Source organism: Candidatus Poseidonia alphae (genome assembly GCF_943787815.1).
GTDB lineage: Archaea > Thermoplasmatota > Poseidoniia > Poseidoniales > Poseidoniaceae > Poseidonia > Poseidonia alphae.
Genome location: NZ_CALSNW010000001.1, coordinates 144,589 through 168,651 on the forward strand (window position 1 = coordinate 144,589; position 24,063 = coordinate 168,651).

At 50.5% G+C, this 24,063-nt stretch carries 17 protein-coding genes and 1 rRNA gene; 5 read left to right on the plus strand and 13 right to left on the minus strand.

The window, feature by feature from the left end; genetic code table 11:
- Window positions 1-131: 131 nt before the first annotated feature.
- Together AAA857_RS00680 and AAA857_RS00685 are read right to left on the minus strand one after the other, a co-directional pair.
- Window positions 132-2,525: a ribonucleoside-diphosphate reductase subunit alpha gene (locus AAA857_RS00680; protein WP_338172056.1), complete on the minus strand. Its 2,394-nt coding sequence runs from the start codon at window positions 2,523-2,525 to the stop codon at window positions 132-134.
- 62 nt (window positions 2,526-2,587) lie between these two features.
- Window positions 2,588-3,622 (minus strand): ribonucleotide-diphosphate reductase subunit beta, encoded by a 1,035-nt coding sequence (locus AAA857_RS00685; protein WP_338172058.1) that lies wholly within the window; start codon window positions 3,620-3,622, stop codon window positions 2,588-2,590.
- A 289-nt stretch (window positions 3,623-3,911) separates the two neighbouring features.
- Here AAA857_RS00685 and dut point away from each other — a divergent pair, with 289 nt between their 5' ends.
- On the plus strand, window positions 3,912-4,364 hold the full coding sequence (gene dut / locus AAA857_RS00690; RefSeq protein ID WP_338172059.1) for a dUTP diphosphatase: 453 nt from the start codon (window positions 3,912-3,914) through the stop codon (window positions 4,362-4,364).
- 24 nt (window positions 4,365-4,388) lie between these two features.
- Complete coding sequence (gene lipB / locus AAA857_RS00695) at window positions 4,389-5,009, plus strand: lipoyl(octanoyl) transferase LipB (protein WP_338172061.1); 621 nt, start codon at window positions 4,389-4,391, stop codon at window positions 5,007-5,009.
- Here lipB and AAA857_RS00700 read toward each other — a convergent pair.
- The 6 genes from AAA857_RS00700 to AAA857_RS00725 all read right to left on the minus strand — a co-directional run bounded on the left by AAA857_RS00700 (window position 4,996) and on the right by AAA857_RS00725 (window position 15,665).
- The gene (locus AAA857_RS00700; RefSeq protein ID WP_338172062.1) at window positions 4,996-7,794 is read right to left on the minus strand and encodes a hypothetical protein; all 2,799 of its coding nucleotides are present in this window, start codon (window positions 7,792-7,794) and stop codon (window positions 4,996-4,998) included. The genes lipB and AAA857_RS00700 overlap by 14 nt on opposite strands.
- Before the next feature lie 161 nt (window positions 7,795-7,955).
- Window positions 7,956-9,593 (minus strand): cryptochrome/photolyase family protein, encoded by a 1,638-nt coding sequence (locus AAA857_RS00705; protein ID WP_338172064.1) that lies wholly within the window; start codon window positions 9,591-9,593, stop codon window positions 7,956-7,958.
- A 46-nt stretch (window positions 9,594-9,639) separates the two neighbouring features.
- Window positions 9,640-12,984 (minus strand): carbamoyl-phosphate synthase large subunit, encoded by a 3,345-nt coding sequence (carB, locus tag AAA857_RS00710; protein ID WP_338172066.1) that lies wholly within the window; start codon window positions 12,982-12,984, stop codon window positions 9,640-9,642.
- Window positions 12,984-14,291, minus strand: a complete 1,308-nt coding sequence (gene carA, locus AAA857_RS00715; RefSeq protein ID WP_338172068.1) for a glutamine-hydrolyzing carbamoyl-phosphate synthase small subunit — start codon at window positions 14,289-14,291, stop codon at window positions 12,984-12,986. The genes carB and carA overlap by 1 nt, the downstream gene beginning before the upstream one ends.
- A 121-nt stretch (window positions 14,292-14,412) precedes the next feature.
- On the minus strand, window positions 14,413-14,982 hold the full coding sequence (locus AAA857_RS00720; RefSeq protein WP_338172070.1) for a hypothetical protein: 570 nt from the start codon (window positions 14,980-14,982) through the stop codon (window positions 14,413-14,415).
- A gap of 38 nt (window positions 14,983-15,020) precedes the next feature.
- Window positions 15,021-15,665: a hypothetical protein gene (locus AAA857_RS00725; protein ID WP_338172072.1), complete on the minus strand. Its 645-nt coding sequence runs from the start codon at window positions 15,663-15,665 to the stop codon at window positions 15,021-15,023.
- A 136-nt stretch (window positions 15,666-15,801) separates the two neighbouring features.
- Between AAA857_RS00725 and folP the strand changes: the two genes are divergently transcribed.
- A complete protein-coding gene (folP, locus tag AAA857_RS00730; RefSeq protein WP_338172074.1) occupies window positions 15,802-16,581 on the plus strand; it encodes a dihydropteroate synthase in 780 nt (259 codons plus the stop codon).
- Window positions 16,582-16,584: 3 nt separating this feature from the next.
- Here the strand turns inward: folP and AAA857_RS00735 are convergent, their stop codons facing one another.
- Together AAA857_RS00735 and AAA857_RS00740 are read right to left on the minus strand one after the other, a co-directional pair.
- The gene (locus AAA857_RS00735) at window positions 16,585-17,742 is read right to left on the minus strand and encodes a TraB/GumN family protein (RefSeq protein ID WP_338172076.1); all 1,158 of its coding nucleotides are present in this window, start codon (window positions 17,740-17,742) and stop codon (window positions 16,585-16,587) included.
- A gap of 57 nt (window positions 17,743-17,799) precedes the next feature.
- The gene (locus AAA857_RS00740; protein WP_338172078.1) at window positions 17,800-18,375 is read right to left on the minus strand and encodes a LemA family protein; all 576 of its coding nucleotides are present in this window, start codon (window positions 18,373-18,375) and stop codon (window positions 17,800-17,802) included.
- 149 nt (window positions 18,376-18,524) lie between these two features.
- Here AAA857_RS00740 and AAA857_RS00745 point away from each other — a divergent pair, with 149 nt between their 5' ends.
- Entirely contained in the window at window positions 18,525-19,340 is an 816-nt protein-coding gene (locus tag AAA857_RS00745) for a sulfite exporter TauE/SafE family protein (RefSeq protein ID WP_338172080.1), read from the plus strand.
- On the opposite strand, the gene AAA857_RS00750 is transcribed toward AAA857_RS00745, so the two are convergent.
- Together AAA857_RS00750 and AAA857_RS00755 are read right to left on the minus strand one after the other, a co-directional pair.
- Window positions 19,330-20,556, minus strand: a complete 1,227-nt coding sequence (locus tag AAA857_RS00750; RefSeq protein ID WP_338172082.1) for an acetyl-CoA C-acyltransferase — start codon at window positions 20,554-20,556, stop codon at window positions 19,330-19,332. The two genes, AAA857_RS00745 and AAA857_RS00750, sit on opposite strands and share 11 nt — an antisense overlap.
- A gap of 47 nt (window positions 20,557-20,603) precedes the next feature.
- A complete protein-coding gene (locus AAA857_RS00755) occupies window positions 20,604-21,251 on the minus strand; it encodes a hypothetical protein (protein WP_338172084.1) in 648 nt (215 codons plus the stop codon).
- Between the two features lie 99 nt (window positions 21,252-21,350).
- On the opposite strand from AAA857_RS00755, the gene AAA857_RS00760 reads away from it, so the two are divergent.
- On the plus strand, window positions 21,351-22,235 hold the full coding sequence (locus tag AAA857_RS00760; protein ID WP_338172086.1) for a hypothetical protein: 885 nt from the start codon (window positions 21,351-21,353) through the stop codon (window positions 22,233-22,235).
- A gap of 127 nt (window positions 22,236-22,362) precedes the next feature.
- On the opposite strand, the gene AAA857_RS00765 is transcribed toward AAA857_RS00760, so the two are convergent.
- Window positions 22,363-23,817: ribosomal RNA gene (locus AAA857_RS00765) — 16S ribosomal RNA — on the minus strand.
- Window positions 23,818-24,063: the final 246 nt, after the last annotated feature.

The following is a 24,063-nucleotide window of genomic DNA, read 5'->3' on the forward strand; positions in this document are numbered from 1 at the left end:
GAAGGACGTACAAAATAACATTGAGTACCAAAGTTGCTTCATCCAGTGTTATGCCTCAACCGTCCTATGAAGATTCCACAGTTAAAGGAATCTCCGGCGCGAGGCACCTCAACCAAGGATTTAATCAAACATCAAGAGCCACACATCAAGCAGTCATCTGGAGTGTCGAGACTGCATGCAATTGCTTCAAGGCTGTCAACATCTTCTGCACGCTCAGCAAGTCCACCGACGGTTTGGTCGTCTTTGGACTTGGATTCAAGGGTGAACTGAATGGCGTCGGCAGCTGCCTTTGTTCGCAGATAGTACATTCCGGTCTTCAGACCTTGCTTCCATCCGTAGAAGTGCATTGAGGTGACCTTTGCAGGATTAGCATCAACCATGTGGATGTTCAACGATTGGCTTTGGTCAATGTATGCGCCGCGGTCGGCAGCCATGTCCAAGACGTGGCGTTGACTGATTTCCCACGTGGTTTTGTAGAGGTTACGGATCTTTTCAGGGATGTTTGCAATCGCTTGTATGGATCCCTTATGTCGCAAAATTTCATTCTTCATCTCAATACTCCAAAGGTCTTCCTTGATGAGGTCTCGAACCAAATGTCGGTTGAGGACAACGAACTCTCCGGAAAGAGTGCGACGGACGTAAAGGTTGGAGGTGAATGCCTCAAAGCATTCGTTGTTCCCGAGGATTTGTGAGGTTGACGCTGTGGGCATAGGAGCAACCAGCAGAGAATTACGCATTCCATGTTCCACGATTTCTTCCTTGAGTGAACTCCAATCCCAGCGGCCGCTGTGTTCGTTCATGCCCCACAAGTCAAATTGCAGGACACCTTTGCTGGCGGGTGAGCCTTTGAAGGTTGAATAAGGGCCTTCTGCGATTGCTGCATCTTTCGAAGCGGTGCAAGCAGCGTAGTAAATTGTTTCAAAAATTTCTTTGTTCAAGGAGCGAGCTTCCGCCCCATCAAAGTTCATTTCTAGCATAGCGAAGGTGTCTGCAAGTCCTTGGACGCCCAGTCCAATCGGACGGTGACGCATGTTAGAATTACGTGCTTCTTCCACCGGATAGTAGTTGACATCAATGACACGGTTCAGATTGCCCGTAGCGTGATACGTAACATCGAAGAGTTTCTGGTGGTCAAACTCTCCAGTGCTCATGTTCACGAACTTGGGCAGTGCAATCGATGCGAGGTTGCAGACAGCAACTTCGTCCTTTGCGGTGTATTCCATGATTTCAGTGCACAGGTTTGAGGAGCGGATGGTTCCCAAGTTCTTTTGATTCGACTTGTTGTTTGCCGCATCCTTGTAAAGCATGTAAGGCGTACCGGTTTCAATTTGGGATTCAACGATTTTGTCCCAAATGGTTCGTGCAGGAACCGTTTCACGGGCGAGACCTCTTCGCTCAAAGTCTTCAAACATTGTCTTGAATTCATCACCATAGACATCTTGCAAACCGGGGCATTCATTCGGGCAGAAGAATGACCAGTCGGCGTTCTGCTCAACACGTTCCATGAACAAGTCTGGAGTCCACATTGCGTAGAACAGGTCACGTGCTCGGAGTTCTTCCTTTCCGTGGTTCTTCTTGAGGTCCAAGAATTGAAGAATATCTGGGTGCCATGGTTCAAGGTAAACTGCGATTGAACCCTTACGCTTACCGCCGCCTTGGTCGACGTAGCGGGCCGTATCGTTGAAGACTCGCAGCATTGGTACGATTCCGTTGGAGGTTCCGTTTGTGCCCTTGATGTACGAACCTTTTGAACGCACATGATGGATGGACAACCCAATTCCTCCAGCAGACTTGGAGATCAAAGCGCACTGCTTGAGAGTGTCATAGATTCCGTCCAATGAATCGTCTTGCATGGTGAGCAAAAAGCAAGAGGACATTTGAGGCATCGGTGTTCCGGAATTGAACAACGTTGGTGTTGCGTGAGTGAAGTAGCCTTGACTCATGAGGTCGTATGTTTCGAGGGCCCTTGGGATGTTGTTGTAGTGGATTCCAACAGAAACCCGCATCAACATGTGTTGAGGGCGTTCTGCAATTTCACCGTTTAAGCGAAGGAGGTAGGAGCGTTCCAGGGTCTTGAAACCAAAGTAGTCGTAATTGTTGTCTCGAGAATAGTCTATGTGGTTGTTCAATACGTCTGCATGTTCCATAATTACATCAAACACTTCTTCTGAGATCAACGGTGCGTGCTTTCCGGATTCTGGGTCGATGTACTCGCGCAGGTCAGTAATTACATCGGTGAAACTGTCCTTTGTTGCACGGTGCAAATCATCCACACAAATACGGGCTGCTAGGCGACTGTATTCAGGGTGTTGAGAAGCCAATGATGCGGCTGTTTCAGCTGCAAGTTGGTCGAGTTCACGGGTGGTCACGCCATCGTACAGGCCTTCGATGGTGAGCTTGGTAACATGTCCTGGGTCAACCCATTTTGAGTTCAATCCTTCAGAGAGTGTTGTTAATTTCTCAAGGATAGCATCAAAGCGCACATCCTCTCTTTCGCCTTTCCTATTTACTACTTGCATGGCCATGTATATTTCCTCCAGATTCGGTGAGTGTGATTGCGTGGTAAGTTCCTTTGTTCGCGTACGGTTCAAAAGTCTTCGTCAACAGAGAACCGCTGTTGAACGCTTCCAAGAGACGAGCCATCCATAACACCAGCCTTCTGGTATTCTGCAACTCTCTTCTCGAAGAAATTGGTTTTTCCTTGCATGGAAATCATTTCCATCCACGGGAACGGGTTTGATGTTTCGTAGATCTTGGAACAGTTCAGCGAAACAAGCAGACGGTCTGCGACAAATTTGACGTATTGTTCCATCAAGTCAGCATTCATGCCGATGAGGTTTACCGGCAATGCCTTGGTGATGAATTCGATTTCGATTTCAACCGCTTCAGCAATGATGCGACGAATGACGTTTTCACCAGCACCGCGCAACAACTTGTTGTGAAGCAGGCAAGCGAAGTCACAGTGAAGGCCTTCATCGCGAGAAATCAATTCGTTAGAAAAGGTAAGCCCGGGCATAAGTCCTCGCTTCTTGAGCCAGAAAATTGCACAGAATGAACCTGAAAAGAAAATACCCTCAACTGCAGCAAACGCAACCAAACGCTCAGCAAAGGAGCCTCGCTTTCGAGAAAGCCAGCGCATGGCCCATTCCCCTTTCTTTTGAACGGAGGGGACGGTCTCCAGTGCCTTGAACAAGTGGTTCTTTTCTTGGTCATCGTTGATGTAGGTGTCAATGAGAAGCGAATAGGTTTCAGCATGGATGTTTTCCATCATGATCTGGAAACCGTAGAAGGCTCGAGCTTCGGGCCAGCATACTTCATTGGAGAAGTTCATCACCAAGTTTTCGTTAACGATGCCATCACTTGCAGCAAAGAACGCAAGAATATGCTTGAGGAAGTGTTGTTCGCCTTCGTTGAGATTCTTCCAATCTTTGAGGTCTTCAGCAAGGTCGATTTCCTCCGCAGTCCAAAACGATGCTTGTTCCATTTTGTACATTTCCCAAATATCGTCATGTTGAATGGGGAACAGCACGAAGCGGTCCAGGTTTTCTTGGAGCATGGGCTCAATATGTTCTTTCGTGAAATCGACGTCAACTCCGTCGTCTTTGTTGTGTTCTATGACCATGACATATTCCCCCCGCCTATTTGCGTCGCGCTGGATTTTGTTTGCCCTCCTATAACGCCTATAATGATACCCCCCGCGAAGGCATAGAGCACATGCGTTTCGCGACCCTTTACCCCCCCCTCGTACAATTGAGCAGTGTACCGTTTGGCGTATTTAGCCGCGAATGATATAAAACGCATAAAAGAATGTAAAATTATCATGGAATCACCTCTATTTCCACTGCAGGCGCATGTGGGTAGAATCTTACATCATCCCAACAGTCAAAAAGCGATGTATTCTCACCGTGTCTATGGAGCAGATTTCCCTGACCGTACAATTCGCCCGACTCGATGAAGGCGCCATCTTGCCGACCCAAGGCTCAGCCTTGGCCGCAGGATGGGACATGTATGCGCTGGAAGACACTGTCGTCCCCAAAGGTTCGTCAGTCCTCATCCGTACTGGCTGGGCTGCGGCAATCCCCGAGGGATGGGAAGGGCAATTGCGCTGCCGCTCGTCATTGGGTAAGAAAGGAATGATTATGCCCAATGGAATCGGTACCATAGACGCTGACTACCGTGGTGAATTGATGGTCCTCGCCACATGGATTGGCCAAGGCGAATCATTCTCAATTGCAGCGGGAGAACGTGTTGCTCAGATGCTTTTTGCTCAAGTCCCAAAGGTCACGTTGGTTGAAACAACCATGGACCATTTAACGGATACCGAACGAGGAGAGGGCGGTTTTGGCTCTTCGGGTCAGTTCTAAGACAGTCGATCAGAGGCGGCGTGCATGGTAGTCATTCAGGAACTCGGTGTTGTCCCGTACGAGGACGGACTGAAACTGATGAAATCGTTACAAGCACAACGTATCAACGACGAAATCCCAGATACATTGCTCATCCTTGAGCATCAAGAAGTTGTCACTGTAGGTCCACGCGCCCGCAACGACGGCATTCGACCACCTGAGGACTACCCCACCCAAGCCGTAGACCGTGGCGGTGGCCTAACATGGCACGGGCCAGGACAGATCGTCTGCTATCCCGTATTCAAATGGGGCCTTCGCAAGGAAGAAGCATCGGTCGCTGAAATCATCACCAAGATTGAGCAGTGGGTTATCGACGCCCTTAGGTTGCTGAACATCAACGGCGTGCGTGACCAGCGGATGCAGGGAGTATGGGTGGATGGACACAAGATTTGCAGCATTGGACTGTCATTCCTACGCTGGGTCAGCCGACATGGATTTACCGTCAATGTCAACACACCTCCGGGAAGGGTGGAATCTGTGGCTGGATGTGGCCTTACCAAAGACACAACAACTTCCCTAGCGAATCTCGGATACGAAGTCGATGGTCAAGCCGTGAAACAAGCCTTGCTCGATGCAATGCAATTTGGGCCCGTCATTGGTTCTTGAGGTAATCCTCACCGTACCACGCCCATTGGTCAAGCGTCCAACCGGCTGGCAATCCTTCAGCAGGCACGGGTGGGCCGGCAGGAGCCACCGTTGGGACAACTGGGGCTGCAAGTGGAACAACTGGTTCCATCATCATGGATTGAGGGGTGTGAGGTTGTAAGTTGATGGACGGTTGGTCTTGGTTGCGTCGCTGAACCGCATAGCCAAGAACAACTACAGCCATGACACAAAGGATTCCTACGACGAGGAACAACTGATTGTTTGAAGAGGAATCTTCAGCAGATGCAAACCGAGATGCATCTTTAGGATAAGAATCTCCAGAATCGGACCAGCCGTCTCCATCACCATCGACGCAGCCAACACGGTCTTCTGTAGATGTCCCTGGAACCTCCGGACAATCGTCGGAAAGGTTCGTACCTTCTTGGTCGGGGAATCCATCGCCATCGGCGTCCGACCAGAAGCGTTGGTCATCGGGGAAAGCGTCAAGGAATCCAGCCCATCCGTCACCGTCTGGGTCAGGGCAGCCGAAACGTTCCATGTCAGAAGTACCGTAAATTTCAGGACAGCTGTCCGGAGTTGTACCTGTTGCCGAGTCGCCAAAACCATCTCCATCTGCATCGGAATGTTGTGTTGCATCTTCAGGGAGGGCATCGTTGGCATCCGACCATCCGTCGCCATCCGAATCAAGACAACCCAATCGGTCTTCTGTAGATGTTCCAGCGTTCAAGGGACAAGCGTCGCTTTGGAATCCATCCGAAGCATCACCGTAGCCGTCTCCGTCTTGGTCAGAATGTTGCGTTGAGTCACCAAGGAAGGCATCTGCCCCATCTGCTACCGTCCACCCTTCATCTGGATCTGACCACCCATCTCCGTCTGAATCAATGCATCCGTTGCGGTCTTGATTGGAGGTACCCTGAACCAAAACGCATTGATCGCCTTGCTCGGCGTTGGAGTTGTCTCCGAAACCATCGGCGTCGCTGTCAAGCCACTGGGCTCCATCGACCGGGAAGACGTCCACAGTATCACCGTAGCCGTCACCATCGTAATCGGAACAGCCAATGCTTGCTCCAAGTGAACTCGAACCTGCTTCGTTAGGACAGTCATCAACGTCGTCTGAAAAACCATCGTTATCGTCGTCGGTATCTTCACCTGCATCTTCACATCCATCACGGTCAACGTCATTTCCTACAAAGGAAATGAACGATGGTGAACTTTGAGGGCAGAGGTCGGTTCCAGCGGATGAAAGAGAACAAACCCAATCGCTGCTTGAATTATCTGCATCACAGATTCGGTCATTATCATCGTCCAAATCTTCCCCTGCATCTCTGCAGCCATCTCCGTCGTAATCTGTCGCGGTCAATGAATTCCAGTCGAGGTCACCTGTCGGACAAAAGTCCGAAGAGTCGTAAATCCCGTCGTTATCATCATCGGAATCTTCTGTCAAATCTGCACAACCATCAGAATCGTGATCCGTCAAGGCTGAGGAAACCCATGACACATTGCCAAGGGCGCATTGGTCATCAACGTCCAGAAGTCCATCACCATCATCATCGTCATCGCATGCATCCCCGAGCAGATCCCCATCGTGGTTGGCTTGGTTGGCATTCGGAATCATTGGACAATTGTCAACCTGGTCGCCCACGCCGTCTCCATCTTCGTCCATGTAAGGGTCGATGCGAACAACTTCATTTTGTCCGAAGTCAACGTAATACAAGTGGCCGTTTGGACCGATCTCGAGACCCATAATGGATGTGGCTGAAGTTTGGATGGAGTCGGTCTCTGTGGCCGACTTACCATTTGAACTCAAATCGTATGCGACAATTTGACCGTTGCCGTATTCAGAGACAAAGAGTTGGTCGTCGTCAAGAACAATCCCCGACGGCATGTTGAGACCCGTTGCGAGAACGCCCCATTCCATGCCGGTAATGGACGAGTACTCCTGCAGAGGCTCCATACGAGAGGAATCGCTCATGATGTTTTGAGTATTGGTTGAAGAATCATCGGTGTTCACCCACAAAACCCTGTTTGCCCCAGGGTCTGCAATGTAAAGGAGTCCTGAATCGTCATCAAGAATCATGTGGCCGGGAACGCCCATGATGTGCGTGAGTTGTATCTCGGAGTACCGACGTACAATAGCATCGGAGTGGTCGTCACGACCGGTGTCGTGGTCGTCTTGGAAATCATAGTACACCAATTCACCGTAGTAGCCGTCGTTGTACCAATAGGCATTATCAGAATCGTGAGCAATTCCAACGCCATAGGGTGATTCATGATTCATGTCAATGTGACTGCCGAGAAGGCCGTTTCCGTTGTTTTGGTTTTCAACTGCAAAGTGGCTCAGTGAGGACGGCCACAGGGTCGGGCCCATGAAATTGTTTGGAGAGGCCTGGCCGCAGAATGTATTGGCGGTTTCTTGGGCGGAGCCCCACTGCCAGTCAAATTCTGGGTGATAAGCGCCAAATGCAATGGCGCTGACTTCTTCCAAGAAGTGATTTCGATTGGAATCTTGGCGATTCTGAGAGGTTTGGTTGTCAAGCCCTGTATTTTCCACGATGGTGATGCTGTCTGTGTACTGATTTGCAATCCACAATTCATTGGCTCGACCAGGATGAAATTCAAGATCTCTTGGATTAGAAAGCGCATCCGAGGAATCGGCAATCACGGTTTCGTCAAAGCCCATTCCGAATTGTTCCACCATCACAGCGTCTTTAGCCGCCGTAGCGAATGAAGGAATTGAAAACAAGAGAATACCGAGCATGAAAAGCGCTACTTGCTTCTTGGCCATACAACACCCAAATGGAATGAGCATTTCATACCTTGTTACTACCGCGTGTTATTTGCGCAGACTGCAACATAACAAAAGAGCACATCCATGATGGAATACCGAACAGGTTCAAGGGATGATAATGACAGAAAAATCAGAGAAAACGGCCCGAGACCCAGTGTTCAGGGACGTAATGTTTCGTTTTTTTCCAATGCATGACTGACCCATTCAAAGGCCAATTGATCTTTCTCCTTCTCTTCTTCGCTCCGACGTTTGAGGTTGTTCATTGCCATCTTCATTCGGTAATTTCCTTCAAAAGCAGGGGCATGACGAGCGAGGTATGCCCAATAGAGCCGTGTCATTGGGCAGGTTTTCTTAGGATGGAAATCACAGGATTTGCAATGGTCGCTCATCCTGTTGATGTAAGCGGAACCGGCCACATAGGGTTTCGTCATCATGGCGTCCCCAAGTGCAAACGTACCCATTCCGAGCACATTCGGTTCAACGACCCAATCATAGGCGTCAACGAAGGCAGCGTGAAACCAATCGGTTAACTCACGGGGATTGACGTCCAATAAGTTCCCGATATTGCTCAGCACCATCAACCGAGGTATATGGTGGGTCCATCCCTCTTCCATCACGGACTGAACCGAAGAGTCCAGACATTGCATCCCACTGTCGCCGTTCCAATAGACTTCTGGAAGTGCCCGCATTTGATTGAGATGGTTCGGATGTTCCTCCTCATCGGGTATGGCTTCAGCCATCCATGAAAAGGTTCGATTTGATGACGTTCGTTGAACGTTGAGCGTACGGAAACCATCGGTGACTTCGTGAATATGATGAACGTATTCCCTCCATATCAACTGCCGCAAGAATCCTTCTTTACTGTTCAATGGAGCCTCGGTTTCTAACACTGCTTGGACCAATTCACTCGGCATCATCCTGTGAAGGTTCAGGAGGCCTGCAAGGCGTGAGTGGAAGAGTCCACGGCTTTTATCCGTCATAGCATCTTCATAGCGTCCGAACCAAGGCATGCATTTCATTGCAAAAGCGAGTGCAGTGGCGACATCAGCCTCGGATGTCGGCAACTGTGTCATGTCTAAAACACCAGGGTGTGAGGAAAACTCAGCATTGACAAGTTGTTCTACTTCAAGGTCGATTTCATCGGGTTCATACCGTGGAGGCTCTGGAGGAAGGGGGTCTCCCTTCCATGGAAACCGATTTTCAGAATCAAAGCTGTATTTCCCCCCTACTGGTTTTCCCATTTCCATTAACCAACCTGTTTCATGACGTACTTTGCGATAGAAACGATCCATGCGAAACGGGGGCTTGGAACCCACACTTTGTTCAAACCATGATGGCTCGGTCAACCACCCACCGTGCTGATGAATCACAACGCTCTTACTTTGAACCATTAACTGTAGTTCCTTCCGCATTTCCAACTCTGCATGCGCGACGGCATGTACGGGGCCGTAACGGTCAATGTGTTCGTTCAACGCGTCCTCATAGGTGCCGTTTGTTGTGAGGTATCGAACGGGCCTTCCAGTCGCTTGAACCTCGATGGCGAAGTGGCGTTGCGATGAAAGCAGCAGAGCCAGTTTTTGCTTGTGATAGGGGCGCTTGTTTCCTTTTGCAGCAGACTCGATCAAGAGGATACCGTAGCGCGACGCATCGGGTTCAACATCGTTCACGAAACTGAGGTTGAGTTGGTCATAGGAAAGCCACAGCCAACCGTCAACTGGAGACTCCTCGTAAGCAACGAGAGAGGACGCAAAGGTACCGGTTCCAAAGCCGAGGGCAGAAACATCGGCTTCGCCCATGACCAAAACGACTCTTTTGGGGTGATAAAGCAGTGCTTTTGACCAGTCAATAATGGACGGTGAGTTTTCTTGGTTCTAACGTTTCTTCAATTCGAGCCCGCATAGCAGCAGCCTCCATTGTTGCTCCTCGCATGGTCGTCACAAACGGGATGTTCAATTCGACCGCAAGACGGCGCATCATGTTGCCATCACGAACTGCCCCCCCAGAGATGGTAGGGACGTTAACAATAAAGGAAACTTTGCCTTGACGCATCAAATCAAGGGCATCAGGGTGCTTTCCTTCTGCGATTCTATAGACTGTTTCGACAGGGATGTCGTGGCGGCGCAGGGCGTCAGAAGTACCCCCTGTAGCATACAATGTGAACCCTAAATCCACCAACTCACGAGCAACCGGAACAAGGCTCTCTTTGTCTTCGTCTCGAACGGTGAGGTACGCACCTCCTGATGTTGCGACTGGAATTTCGGTGGCTAAGCGCGCTTTGAGGTAAGCCAAATCAGCACGCTCATCCGAACCGTAGACTTCTCCGGTGGATTTCATCTCTGGCCCTGGCGCAGGGTCCAATCCACGAAGCTTGATGAACGGGAACACCGGTGCTTTTACACAAACTTGACCCGTTGTTCTGCGAGGGATGGTTTGGGACGAAAGCGGTTGTCCAATGGTGACGCGTGCTGCGATACGGGCAAGAGGTAAACCGGACGATTTTGCAACAAATGGAACCGTTCGTGATGACCGTGGATTGACTTCCAAAACATAGAGGTCATCTCCTTGAATTGCAAATTGAATGTTAAAGCAGCCCTTGATGTTCAAGCCCAAACCGATGATCTTAGTTTGTTCAGCGACTCGCTTGAGCATGTCATCTGAGATGTTTTGAGTCGGAATAAAGCAGGTCGAGTCGCCCGAATGGATACCGGCCTCCTCCAAATGCTCCATAATGGCTCCAACCAAAACCTCCTCACCATCTGCTGCTGCGTCAACATCCAATTCAGTGGCGTGACCTAAGTATTCATCAACAAGCAGTGGCTTGTCAGGAGCAAGGTATGCGTCCCTGAGGTATCCGTCCAATTGCTGTTGGTTGGATAAAATCTCCATACCGCGCCCTCCGAGAACATAGGAGGGGCGAATCAAGACGGGATACCCGATTTCTTTAACCGCCGCCCGTAGATCATCAGCCGATGTACCCGTTGCCCCGCGAGGCATTTTTAGGCCGCTACGTGAAGCAAATGCTTCGAAACGTTCTCGGTCGCTTGCTTCGTCAATAGCGTCACAAGAAGTTCCCATGATTCGGAGGTCCAGCCCCTTGAGGCGGAGGTCGGGCAAACGTTGCTCCAACGGCAAAGCGAGATTGATGGCAGTCTGCCCACCAAACTGAAGAAGAATACCGTGGGCTCGTTCACGCAGAAGGATTTCACTCACATATTCCAAGGTCAACGGGTCAAAATAAAGTCGGTCGGAGGTATCAAAGTCAGTAGAAACCGTTTCGGGATTGTTGTTGATGATGATGGCATCTTTACCTGCTTCACGGATACCCTTTACGGCGTGGACACACCCGTAGTCAAATTCGATGCCTTGTCCAATGCGAATTGGACCGCTTCCGATGGTCACCAATCGGTCTTTTGTTCGTTCTTCTAGATTCGGCAAGAGGTCGATCCCAGGGGAGCCAAACGGCTCGTAAGTGGAATAATAGTACGGCGTTTTCGCAGCAAATTCGGCAGCGCACGAATCCACCATACGGTAAATTGGGTGAAGGCTCAGTTCATGCCGACGTTGCATTACTGCACGCTCGCCTTGACCTGATGCCAGCGACTTCAGTCCTTCAGCGGGGAATCCTGCAAGAGCATCTGCAATGTGGGCATCACTGAATCCGTGGCTCTTCCAGCGACGCAGTTCCTTCTCTGTCAATTCGGTTGGAGATACGCCCCGGGCGGTAATCTCGGCTTCCATCTGAGCCAATCGCTCAAACCCGTAAAGGAACCAACGTGTGATGCGTGTAATCTCGTGAACGCGTTCAACGCCCCACCCTCTACGAAGCGCTTCAATAACAGCACCCATTCGCCGGTCCGTTGCAATTTTGCACCAATCCACAAGGGTGCTATCAGGGAGGGCTTCATGGGCACGCTCTGACATTCCTTCCCCTTCGGATTCGTCTGCTCTTGTTAGCGGACGGGGATGCGCACATCCTTGTTCAAGGGAAGCCCAAGCCTTGAGGAAAGCCTCTTCGAAGTTCCGACCGATGGCCATGACTTCACCAGTTGATTTCATGGAGGTACCGAGCGTACGGTCTGCGGTTCTGAATTTGTCAAAGGGCCACCTTGGGATTTTCACAACACAATAATCCAATGTCGGTTCAAAGGCCGCAGTGGTGCCGTCACCTGTAATCGGATTTGGAAGTTCATCCAAAGTGTATCCTACAGCGATCTTGGCCGCCATTCGAGCAATTGGATATCCAGTGGCTTTTGAGGCCAATGCCGAGGAACGTGAAACGCGAGGGTTGACTTCAATGACTCGGATTTCTCCAGTAAATTGATTGAAGGCGAATTGAACGTTACACCCTCCTTTGATGTTCAAGGCCCGAATCAAGGCCAACGCTTGGTTTCGCAAACGTTGATGGTCAGCATCGCTGAAGGATTGCAGCGGAGCCACGACGGTTGATTCCCCGGTATGCACGCCCATTGGGTCAATGTTTTCCATGGTGCAAACAATGGTTGCATTGTCTGCTTCATCTCGCATAACTTCGTATTCAAGTTCCTGCCATCCCAAAATTGATTCTTCGATGAGAACCTGGGATATGCGTGAATTCCTCAATCCGAGTTGTGAGATTTCTACCAACTCGCCCAAGTCTCGTGCAGTGCCTCCACCAAGACCTCCTAAGGTAAATGCCGGGCGGACTAAAATGGGCCAACTTCCGATCAAATCTGCTGCAGCAATGACTTCATCAATGGTATTGCAAGCCACTGCTTGACTGATTGGCAGTTGAATGGACTCGCAGACTTGGTTGAACAATTCCCGGTCTTCTGCTTTATCGATGGCTTCCAAATCAGAACCGATGAGTTCGATATTCAGGCGCTCAAGGGTTCCGTTGTGGGACAGTTCACTCGCGATGTTGAGGGCTGTTTGACCGCCCATTCCCGCCAGTAGAGCACAAGGTCGTTCAAGTTCCATAATTCGTGCAATCGTGTCAGGGAGAAGCGGTTCAATGTAAACCACATCGGCCATTTCAGGGTCGTTTTGAATCGTAGCGGGATTGGAATTTACCAAAATAACACGGTATCCGTCTTCCCTAAGAGCTTGAACCGCTTGGGAACCCGAAAAGTCAAACTCGGCAGCTTGGCCGATTTTAATCGGTCCGCTACCCAAGACTAATATCGTCTCCAAATCATCACGGCGAGGCATCACTGTTCACCCCCAAGGTGAGCGTCGACAACGGCTCTGAAACGCAGGAAGAGATGGGTCGCGTCGTGTGGTCCAGGGCATGCTTCAGGATGGAATTGGACGGTGAAACATGGTTTACCGATGACATCAAGCCCTTCTACGGTTCCATCATTAGCATTGACATAGCGAACCTCAACCTCAGCACCGTGTTGGTTCGGTGAAGGCGAGGACGAAGCCCCTGTGGGATGGGCTGCGAGCATACCGTCTTGGGGATGAGCAACTGCAAAGCCATGATTCTGGCTGGTAATGGCTACAGTTCCTTCCTTGAGGTCCACCACCGGTTGGTTCGCTCCACGATGACCGTATCGCATTTTGTAAGTTTGCAAGCCCGATGCAAGACCCATCAACTGATGTCCAAGACAAATCCCCATCACTGGAAGACCGTCTTTAACCGCTTCAGCAAGGGTGTTTCGGGCAGATGTCGCCATTCCTGGATGGGCGGGGTCACCTGGCCCGTTTGAACAAAAGAGAGCATCGATGTTGTAGGTGTTCTTCAAAACGCCGTATGGCGTATGAGGAGGACACCAAACCACATCAAAATACATGCAGAGATGGCGTAAAATATTGTATTTCACACCGCAATCAAGGACACCCAATCGCGGTTTTCTAACCCCTAAATCGTCCGTAACCCCGGGATTTAATTCGACCGGTTCGTCAATAGAAACTTCATCCACGAGGTCTTCCAATTCCGGGGAAGAAAGCGATTCCAACTTAGCTTTCAACTTGTCTTCTTGACCGATGGGGCCAAAGACACAGAGGACTGTCCCCAGTTCACGGACACGGCGGGTAATCGCCCGCGTGTCAATCTTCTGAATACCAGGAACGCCATGAAGTCTCAGCAATTCATCAACCGTTCCGATTGAATTGCGGTGATCGGGTTGGTGCATGGCATGACGTACAACCACGCCTCGAGGCCAAACACGTTTGGATTCAGAGGTCCCATGGTGTATTCCGTAGTTCCCGATCAAGGGGTAAGTGAAGGTCAACACCTGTCCTGCAAAGGAAGGGTCGGTCAGAGATTCTTGATAGCCCATCATACCGGTGGTGAAGACCAGTTCTCCTGCACCCGCTTGTTTGGCTCCAAACAGTTCACCCTCGTACCGTCCACCATCCGCAGTCAAAAGAACACCAGGGCCCGATGCACCCTCTGGAATCTGGACCCCTTCAGCAAGTCCGTCGGCGGCATCACCGATGTCCAAAGATGACGGGTTGTAGAGCCGATGAGTAGCGGGAAGTGAACGCCCATTTTGGAGTTCGCTTCCTAACATCGTATTTGGTCGTCAACGGACACCCATAATGATTGGGTGTGAGTTTGATTGGATGAAGGAACTCAAAATAGGGTCAAAAATAGATTCAATACGATTCTTAGTGATGCGAACAAATAACAACTTACTTCTCATTTTCCCGCTCTTTATCATGAACTGACTTCCCACGAGCGGAGGGCTCAATCACAAGCCGTGCATCTGGGAAGTGGCGCTCGGTTCCACCGTCCCCAAACCACGCCTCCATGAACAGTGCTAAAGCGGCGACTTCCGAGTGCGGTTGATTGCCTACAGCCACGTTGTATTGCGAATGTTTGAACACATCACCAGGCACCTTAGCCCCTCCAACAATAAGAACCACTGGACGGTCACGGCGAATTTGAGGAATCACCTCTCGGTAAGGCTGACCGTACATGGTAAGGTGAATCGCAACACCGGGTTCACCGTCCCCTGCATCATCCTCAACGAAGCGCTTCAGCCACCCCATTGAGCCCTTGATGTGTTCACAAGACATCGCTCCTCCGAAGCGTTCGTTAACCGAAGCCACATTTTCAAAGAGGTCGTCATCTTCATCCCCAGCTAAAAGAAAGCGAGTACCACCGAGTGCTCTCGAAACTAAGGCCAGGTGCGTGGTAATTCGTGGGTCACGGCCCTTGCGGTACCCCAAACGAAGCACATTGAACGGCGTGTCGGCCATGTGCAGACGACTGGCCTCGCCCACATGAGCGTAGCGGCTCATTCGGTCTTATCGATGATCGCCTCGGATGATGGTGAAGCATCTGGCATACCCGTAAACTCGTAATCGTTTGAATCAATAAACCGAATCAGCCAATTCAACAACATGGCGTTGACAAGGAGATTGGACCCCATCGACATCCCACCCCAGAGGGCTCCGAGTCGTACGGTTCTCCAAAGACCGTCTGCCGTGGAAAGGTCGCCGGTTGCAACAAAGGAGCCAATTAACGGCTCTACAACGTAGAGACCTGCAAGAATGAGCATCCCACCTGCGGCGGTTGAAGGGAATATTTTTCCCATATCTCTACTGAATTCAGTGAGGATGGCGGAGAGCAACGAGAGGATCATCACGGCAAAGGCGACCTGGCCGAAATTAAGTCCAAAAAATACCGAGATGCCTTGGCTCATGTTATCGTCTTGTGAATAAATACCCAACCACCAGACGGCCACCATGAGGGTAATGAGCATCCCGCCTAAGCGTGATGTGCTGGCTGCTTTATCGAAAACCTCTTGCAAATTTCTTGGTTTGAGGCGGCGAATGATGCGCTCAGCAAATTCAGAATCACTGACCGATGCACCATTGACCGAATCCGACCCTGCAGCAACAGGAATCGTGCTCATCGATGATGGTTCGGCCTCGGACATACGAGTACCTTCTTCGTCACATCTTATGAAACCTGTCGCTTTGGAGGTGTTAATGGTGACCGACTCGGGAGTGTCTCATCCGCGCCGAAAGCGGATTATTGAAGGTCTGAAACAGAACCAGGGTTTTCCTCAAATCATGGGAATCATCAACGTCACCTCGGATTCCTTCTTTGAAGGAAGTCGTGCTCTTTCACCAGAAGATGCCGTAGAGCGGGCTTTGGCCATGTGGGCATCTGGAGCAACATGGGTCGACATTGGAGGTGAATCGACCCGCCCAGGAGCAGAACCGGTTGATGAAGAAGAGGAGATACTACGCGTCGTCCCCGTCATAAGAGCCTTGAAGATGGCCAGCCCCGATGGATTGATCTCAATTGATACGCGCCATGCTTCGGTTGCACATGAAGCCCTGAAGGCAGGCGCAGACATGGTCAACGACGTGTCGGGACTTGGCGATAAGGCGATGATTGAAACGGTGCTTGAATGGAAGGCTGCGATATGTATCATGCACATGCAGGGTGAACCAGGGACGATGCAATCAAAGCCCCATTACGAGAATTGCGTTGAAGAAGTGCGCACCTACCTGGCCAATCAATGCAACTTGCTGACGGAGCAGGGCCACCCAAAGGAACTCATATGCATTGACCCTGGAATTGGATTTGGTAAGGACCACGGTCACAATATTTCTTTACTCAAAGCGGGAAGGGCCATCGGTGAAGACCCTTCGATGAGCGTTCTTTGGGGTGTTTCTCGTAAACGAATCGTTGGCCACCTTACTGGACACGAGCATGCAGATAACCGTCTAGCAGGCACATTGGGCATTGCTGCTGTTGCAGCCTCCCTGGGGATCAACATTCTGAGAGTACATGATGTTCAAGAACACGTGGACCTCTTTTCAACAATGATGCCGTTTGATTGAGGATTAGACGCCACCCAACAAGATGATGGGTGCAACCCAAGCTCCAGCCATGGACCCTAAATTGGTAAGAGCGGTAACCAACAGAACCTTGCCGGCGGGATTGGACCAAAATGCAGAAAAATCATCCAACTTCAAAAATTTCTGTAAATCATCTGCCGTTGGCTCTGCAACTTTGAGTTGAACGTAACCAGCAAACCAACCTGCAGCCAACGCCGGGTTCAGTGAAGTGATTGGAGACGCTGCTGCGGCGGTGAGAATCGCCCAAGGGTGGCCACGGGCAATAATGCATCCAACAGCTGCAAAGACAGCGTTTGCAATCGCCCATACTGTGAAGAACTCTAACCAGTCCACACCTTCCCCTTTTGAAACGAAAACGGCGATGGCTGAGATGAGAATAAGAGGCATGGCCCAAGGAAGCATTCGTGCTATTCGGGATCGTTCGGGGAGCGTGGAAAATTCTTCAAGTTCATGAGCAGGTGCGGGCTCAACCATCTTCTTGGCCACGCCTTTCAAATGACCTGCACCAAGAACTGCTAGAACTTTCTTATTCGGGTCAAGTTCTGCTAATTTCCCTGAAATGTAAGCATCTCGTTCATCGATGAGAACTGTTCCTGCCCCTGGCGAGAATTCTTTCAACTCCTCCATCATTGAAGAGAGCATGTCGGAATCCCGAAGCAACTCGTTCACATCGACCTCATCATCGTCTTCCTCCTCATCCTCAAGAAGTGACCTTAGAAGACGCCACTTTTCTCGGAATTTCATTTTACGCCAAGCACGGCGCAAAGTGACCTGAATGTCACGGTCAACCAGAGCAATCTCACAGCCTGCTTCTTTTCCAATGTTGACCGCTGCAAGCAATTCTGCACCGGGTTGTTGACCTTCATCCAGTCCGAGTTTGCGCTGTTCTGCAGAAAGCATGGATTGCAACAAGACCATGGGTGCTTTTCCTTCTTTCACGACTTTGAGCAGTCCTTCTTTGTCCAAACGGCGATCACTGATGAGCGTCTCATAGCGTCCTTGACACAGCTCTACCGCCACAATATCAGGCTGATAAACAGCGATTTGCTCCATCACTGCTTCAACCGATGCGGTCGCAATGTGGGCAGTGCCCAACAGACGAAGTCGGTCGTTAACATCAATCAGCGGAGTTTCTTCACTCACGCTTTCACCTCAATTTCAGTCATCCAATGGAATAGCCCAGCGGGCAAGAGTCAATCCTCAGAAGGTAATTTCTACGTTCTCTCGGACGTGAGCTGCAACGGTCCAAAGTTCTCGGCGCACGCATCCCTTGAAGTTGGCAACGATGCTGGCAGGGATCATCTGAATCGCCTTGTTGAAGTTGGTGGATGCAGCGTTGTAGAATTCACGGCGGTCTGCAATTTGGTTCTCCAAAGAAACCAGTTTGTTTTGAAGGTCCATGAAGTTCGCATTCGCTTTCAGATCCGGGTATTGTTCTGCAACCATGTTGATACGAGGCATCATTCCAGAGAGCAAACCTTCAGCAGCAGCGACTCCTGCTACGTCACCACGGGCCAATGCACCAGCAGCTGCTTGGCGAGCCTTTGCAAATTCTTGGAAAATACCAGCCTCATGCTCGGCGTAGCGCCCAACAATCTTGACAAGGTTCGGAATCATATCATACCGCTGATTCAGCAATACATCAATGTCCGACCACGATTTGTTAGCGTTCTCTTCAAGTCGAATGAATCGGTTCCAGGTTGAGAAGAACCAAACGATAAGAATCAAAATTACAATTGCTGCAATTGCCGCAGCGACATACGTCATGTTTACCATGTTCATCCCTCGTTTCAATTCGTACTTGAAACCTTCTCTTCAATACTGAATCCAATGAGCAAGATGATGAACATTAACATGGTGGCCGGAGCAAGGGTCCCTTGATTCAACCTTTATGAGTCAGAAATCAACCGCTCGAGATGAATACAATGTTTGACACAGCCCTCATCTTCTTTGGAGTCTTCTGCATCGCTTTTGCCTTCGCTCCGGTAGGACTTGGCGGGGGGTTGCTTTTCGTTCCCCTTTTGCATTACGGGGCTGACCTTCCAATCGACGGAACCCTACTTGCCGTATCCTTGACCCTCACAGCCGTTGTAAGTTATGGCAGTGGTCTTGCACACCGGAAGAAAGGTCACCACGATGACGAGGCCATCAAATCTGCACTTTTCGGTGCGATTCCAGGGGCTTTGGTAGGGGTTGGAATTGTCGTGCTTCTTGGTGACCATCTTGACACCGTATTCAAGACGGTCAGTATTGTAATCTTGATCTGGGCCCTCATTAAAACGAGGAGAAAAATCGCCTCAACCGGTTCTAGCGAAACCCATGAACGTTCTGAACCAAGAGAAATACATCATCGAAACCTTAGACTTGGAGCGGCAACAGGAGGCACGCTATCTTCCGTCCTCGCCATCGGCGCAGGCGTCATTTATGTCCCCGTCCTCCAACAGTATACTGGATTGAGCACCAGAAAATCCATTGGTTCCAGCCTTCACTTGATGATGGTTGTCGTACCTATTGCTGTCGTGACTCATTTGGCGTTCATTTCTTCCACAGAACGAGAGGCCCTTGTCGAACAAGTGGGCGTTCTGTTTGCACTACCGTTTTTGACCTTCATAGGTGCACGTCTGGGAGCACAATTTGGAATGAGGTACATTTCTTCTCAAAACATCATGAAAATCTTCATGACCCTTACAGCGATTGTTTTGATCCGTTACCTTTGGGATCTTGGCGGCCTCATTGTTTGATGGATTCGATGACCATTGCAATGCCCTGCCCGCCACCGATGCAAGCGGTAGCAACGCCGTAGCGCCCACCGCTGCGTTGCAATTCGTAAGCGAGGGTGAGAACCAGACGGGTCCCAGTGGCGGCTAGTGGATGGCCGATACCGACCGCTCCTCCGTTGACATTGACCTTCTCAACATCGATTTCCAAGTCTTTGATGCATGCTACAGCTTGACCCGCAAAAGCTTCGTTGATTTCCCAGCGGTCGATATCGTCCACTGTAAGACCGGCTTTTTCAAGGGCTTTCCGAGAGGAGGGGACGGGACCGTATGACATGATGGCAGGTTCCAGGCCAACGATACCCCAAGAAACAATTCGTGCAAGGGGTTGGTCACCGTCTTCTTTTGCCTTGGAAGCAGATTTGATAACGACTGCAGCGGCACCGTCAACAACGCCTGATGCATTACCTGCTGTAACAAAGGATTCTGGGCCAAACGCAGTGGGAAGGCGAGCCAAACTTTCCTCAGTAGTACCACGAACGACATGGTCCTCATCCTTGTGAGTAAGGACCGTATCGCCACGGCGGGACGTGATCGTGACAGGAACGATTTCTTGTTCAAAGACATCGTTGTCAATTGAGGCGGCAACACGGGAATGGGAAAGGGCTGCAAAGGCATCAATTTCTTCCCGAGTCACACTCTTCCGCTTGCAAAGTTCATCAGCAGTCTGTGCCATGAAGAGCCCACAGGTCATGTCTTGGAGGTTGGTCATCATGTAATCTTCAACTTTCGGTGAGCGACCGAGTTTCCATCCTTCACGACCTCCACGCATCACGTGCGGTGCTTGAGAGAGGTTCTCCATACCACCAGAAACAACGGTCTTTGCCTCATCGAGCATGATCATCTGTGCTCCACTGACGATGGATTGGATTCCAGAACCGCAAATACGAGAAAGTGTAAGCATGGGTACTTCTTGAGGCACACCGCCTTGCAAACCTGCATGGCGTGCTCCATAAATCGACTGGGCGCATGTTTGGAGCGCATATCCCATCACGACGTGGTCTACGGATTCAGGAGCCGTTCCTGTTCGCTCGAGGGCTGCTTTAATGGCGATTCCACCAAGGTTTTGTGCGCTAAGTGTCTTGAGGGCACCGCCGGTTTTGCCGTCACCACGCTTTCCGCCAACCCATTCACAAAACGGTGTTCGAGCACCGCCAATAATCACAACATCTTCGCTCATGTTCCATCCCAAAAGGGGGAGGGTCATGAATCTCACTGTTTCTCAATTCAACCGAAAAGAGAACTCTTGTCCAAACCGTTGTTGCTCACCATCAGCGGTATCGCAGCGATAAGGGCACACATGCCTCCGCAGAGGGCTACAAAGAACATGCCAATTCCTGCGACAAGCCCTGAGCTGGCACTAATCACATCATATTCTTCTTGAGTGAGGTCGCCGTCATCCAACATTTGGTCGTAAATCTCATCCATCATCGTAAGTTCAAGCCCACTCAAAACAGACCCAACGAGAATGGCGCCAAAGAGGAGTTGAACTCCTCGGCGCTGATAGGAAACCAGCATCACGCCTCCTGCGACGGTTGCTATGCCTACAGCAAGGCCTCCAAAGTAAACAGCGAAGAGAAGCGGTTGAGACGTTTGATTACCAACGACGCCTAAGAGGTTCAGACCGGATGACCCGAAGCCGAAGACTCCCCACAACACACAGAGGATACCGACGACTTTTGGGGCACTGGATGGGGGGCCAAGAAAGATCATTTGCCCTGGGGGCATTTCTGCCATCCCCGAAAGCATAGCACCGTTTTGCATGGTTGAAAATCCAGCAGAGATTGGTATTGTCTCCGGTGCTTCATCCATCAAAGGAGAATCCTTCATTTCGCTCTCAGGAGTAATATCATCCCATGGTGAGTCAGACTGCATGGGCGATGGTCGGGGTGGACCCTTATGGTTCTTTTTTTACACGCACAAAGGGTTGTGTTCTTGAAGCATGAACTCCTGCAAACATCAAGGGGGGCTGAAATGAACATACTCGTTGTCTACAAGAAAAATTTTGAATCGGTCCACGACACAGGCTTAATGGAAGTCAAGGAGGCCCTTTCACGCACCAGTTCGCCGACAGACCGAGTGGACTTCAAACCCCGAGAACATGTTCGCAGAGCTGATTTCATTGCTCGTGACCTCGTGATTGTATTTGGTGGAGATGGGACTCTTACCTCACTTTCACACAACATTGATGCTTCTACCCCAGTGATGGGGGTCAATTCCCACCCCAGAAGTGAAGATCCATCGGGAAGTTTTGGATTTTACATGGATTCATCAATCGGCACCTTTGAGGCTGATGTGAGGACTGTCATAGCCGGAAAGGCGATTGTCAATGAACTTCCAAGATTGCAGGCCATCATTGACTCAACATCAGGGAATCGTTTCACAACTGACCCAGCGATGAACGACCTTTTGATTGCGAATACACATCAATATGCCCCAAGCAAGTATCATCTGCGTCGAGGAGATCAACAATGCCTACAGCAAAGCAGTGGACTGTTGTTTTCGACATGGTTCGGGCAAGGAGCCTGGCTTCGCAATGCAATGAGTGATGATGAATTCAATACACTGCGTTCAACAGTCAAGGAAGGTGATGTCGATTCCCATTATTTCGTACTCGCACGAGACATTCCCCCTTCAGAACGAAAGCATCAGTCATGGTCTTGGGCAGATTGGACGGGCGCATCAACGACCATTACGTCTGATATGCACCGAGGATACGTTGTCCCTGATGGTTGGGACGAAGTTCACTTCAACAGAGGCGCCACCATCACTGTAAACGCTGAGGCTCCACCTTTGCGATTGCTGACGTTTCGCACGACGTTAATGGAAAAGCTACGCGAGTTAGAAGCGAGTGAGTGAATAAAAAAAATCGCTGAATTGCATTCTTTGCAGCGCACCAGACATTCGGTGTAAAAAGTAAACTTGGCGATCGATAAAAAAAGGGTAGGAGACTGGGATTCTTACGAATCCCAGCCTCCAGTTTCTTAGGAGGTGATCCATCTGCAGGTTCCCCTACAGATACCTTGTTACGACTTAACCCTCCTTGTCGAAGGCAGGCTCGAATACGCCATAAAGCGCAGCCTCACCCACCCCCAACTAAGATGGTTTGACGGGCGGTGTGTGCAAGGAGCAGGGGCATATTCACCGTGCTATATTGAAACACGATTACTACGGAATCCAGCTTCATGAGGGCGAGTTACAGCCCTCAATCCGAACTATGAACGGGTTTCGGGTTAGCGTGGCCTCTCGGCCTAGCTTCCCATTGTCCCGTCCTTTGTAGCGCGCGTGTAGCCCAGGACATTCGGGGCATACTGACCTGTCGTTGCCCTCGCCTTCCTCTGGTTTCACACCAGCGGTCTCTCTATAGTGCGCCGCCTCCGGAGAGACAGGTTGCAAATAGAGATGAGGGTCTCGTTCGTTATCTGACTTAACAGAACGCTTTACAGTACGAACTGACGACGGCCATGCACCACCTCTCTGAAAATCCGACAAGCTCATTACGCTGGTCTTCATATAACAGTCGGCCCTGGTGAGTTTTCCGGCGTTGAATCCAATTAAACCGCACGCTCCTCCCGTTGCAGTGCTCCCCCGCCAATTCCTTTAAGTTTCAGCCTTGCGACCGTACTCCCCAGGCAGTGAACTTAACATCTTCACTCCGGCACCGGGGACCCCTTGCGGACCCCCGACACCAAGTTCACAGCGTTTACACCTAGGACTACCCGGGTATCTAATCCGGTTCGTGCCCCTAGGCTTCGTCCCTGACCGTCGGATCCGTTCCAGTGTGGCGCCTTCGCAACTGGTGGTCCTCGAAGGATGACAGGATTTTACCCCTACCCCTCGAGTACCCCACACCTCTCCCGGTCCCTAGTCTGGCAGTCTCTGCAGAATTCAACCAGTTAAGCTGGTTGATTTACCCACAGATTTACCAAACAGGCTACGGACGTTTTAGGCCCAATAAAAGCGACGACCACTTGAGCTGCCGGTATTACCGCGGCGGCTGGCACCGGTCTTTCCCAGCCCTTATTCCTGAACCGATTAAGAGTTCAGAAAAGTGTACATAAAATGCACACACTTGGAGTTCCCTCATCACAGTTTCCTGCAGTGTGAAGTTTTCGCGCCTGCTGCACCCCGTAGGGTCTGGATTCGTGTCTCAGAATCCATCTCCGGGCTATGTCTCCCAACACCCGTACGCGTCGATGGCTAGGGGGTCCGTTACACCCCCTACAACCTGATACGCCGCAGACCCATCCTACCTTTATCCACAAACCGTTCCAGGCATTGTGAACTATCCGGCCTTATTCTCAGTTTCCCGAGGTTATTCCAGACGATAGGGCAGGTTATCCACGTGTTACTGAGCAGTATGCCGAGTCCCTAAGACTCTCGACTCGCATGGCTTAATCGAACTCCAAAAGCGGTCGCCTCTGGCAGGATCAACCAGATTTCTCTTGTTATGATCCTTTGGTTACTTGTCGCTATTCGCAATGAATTTGCTGACCTAAATGAAATTGGCGAGAAAATAATGCACTTGAGCTTCTTGCACAAAATACGTCATAATCTCGATCACCTACCTGACCCCGAAATCCGTGAGGATCTGCTCGGAATCGCAATCGCTTCGGCATTGCATCAGGGAGGATGGCGACGGTCATTGTCCGAAGACTCTGCCGCCAACGCCGTTCCCTATTGACGC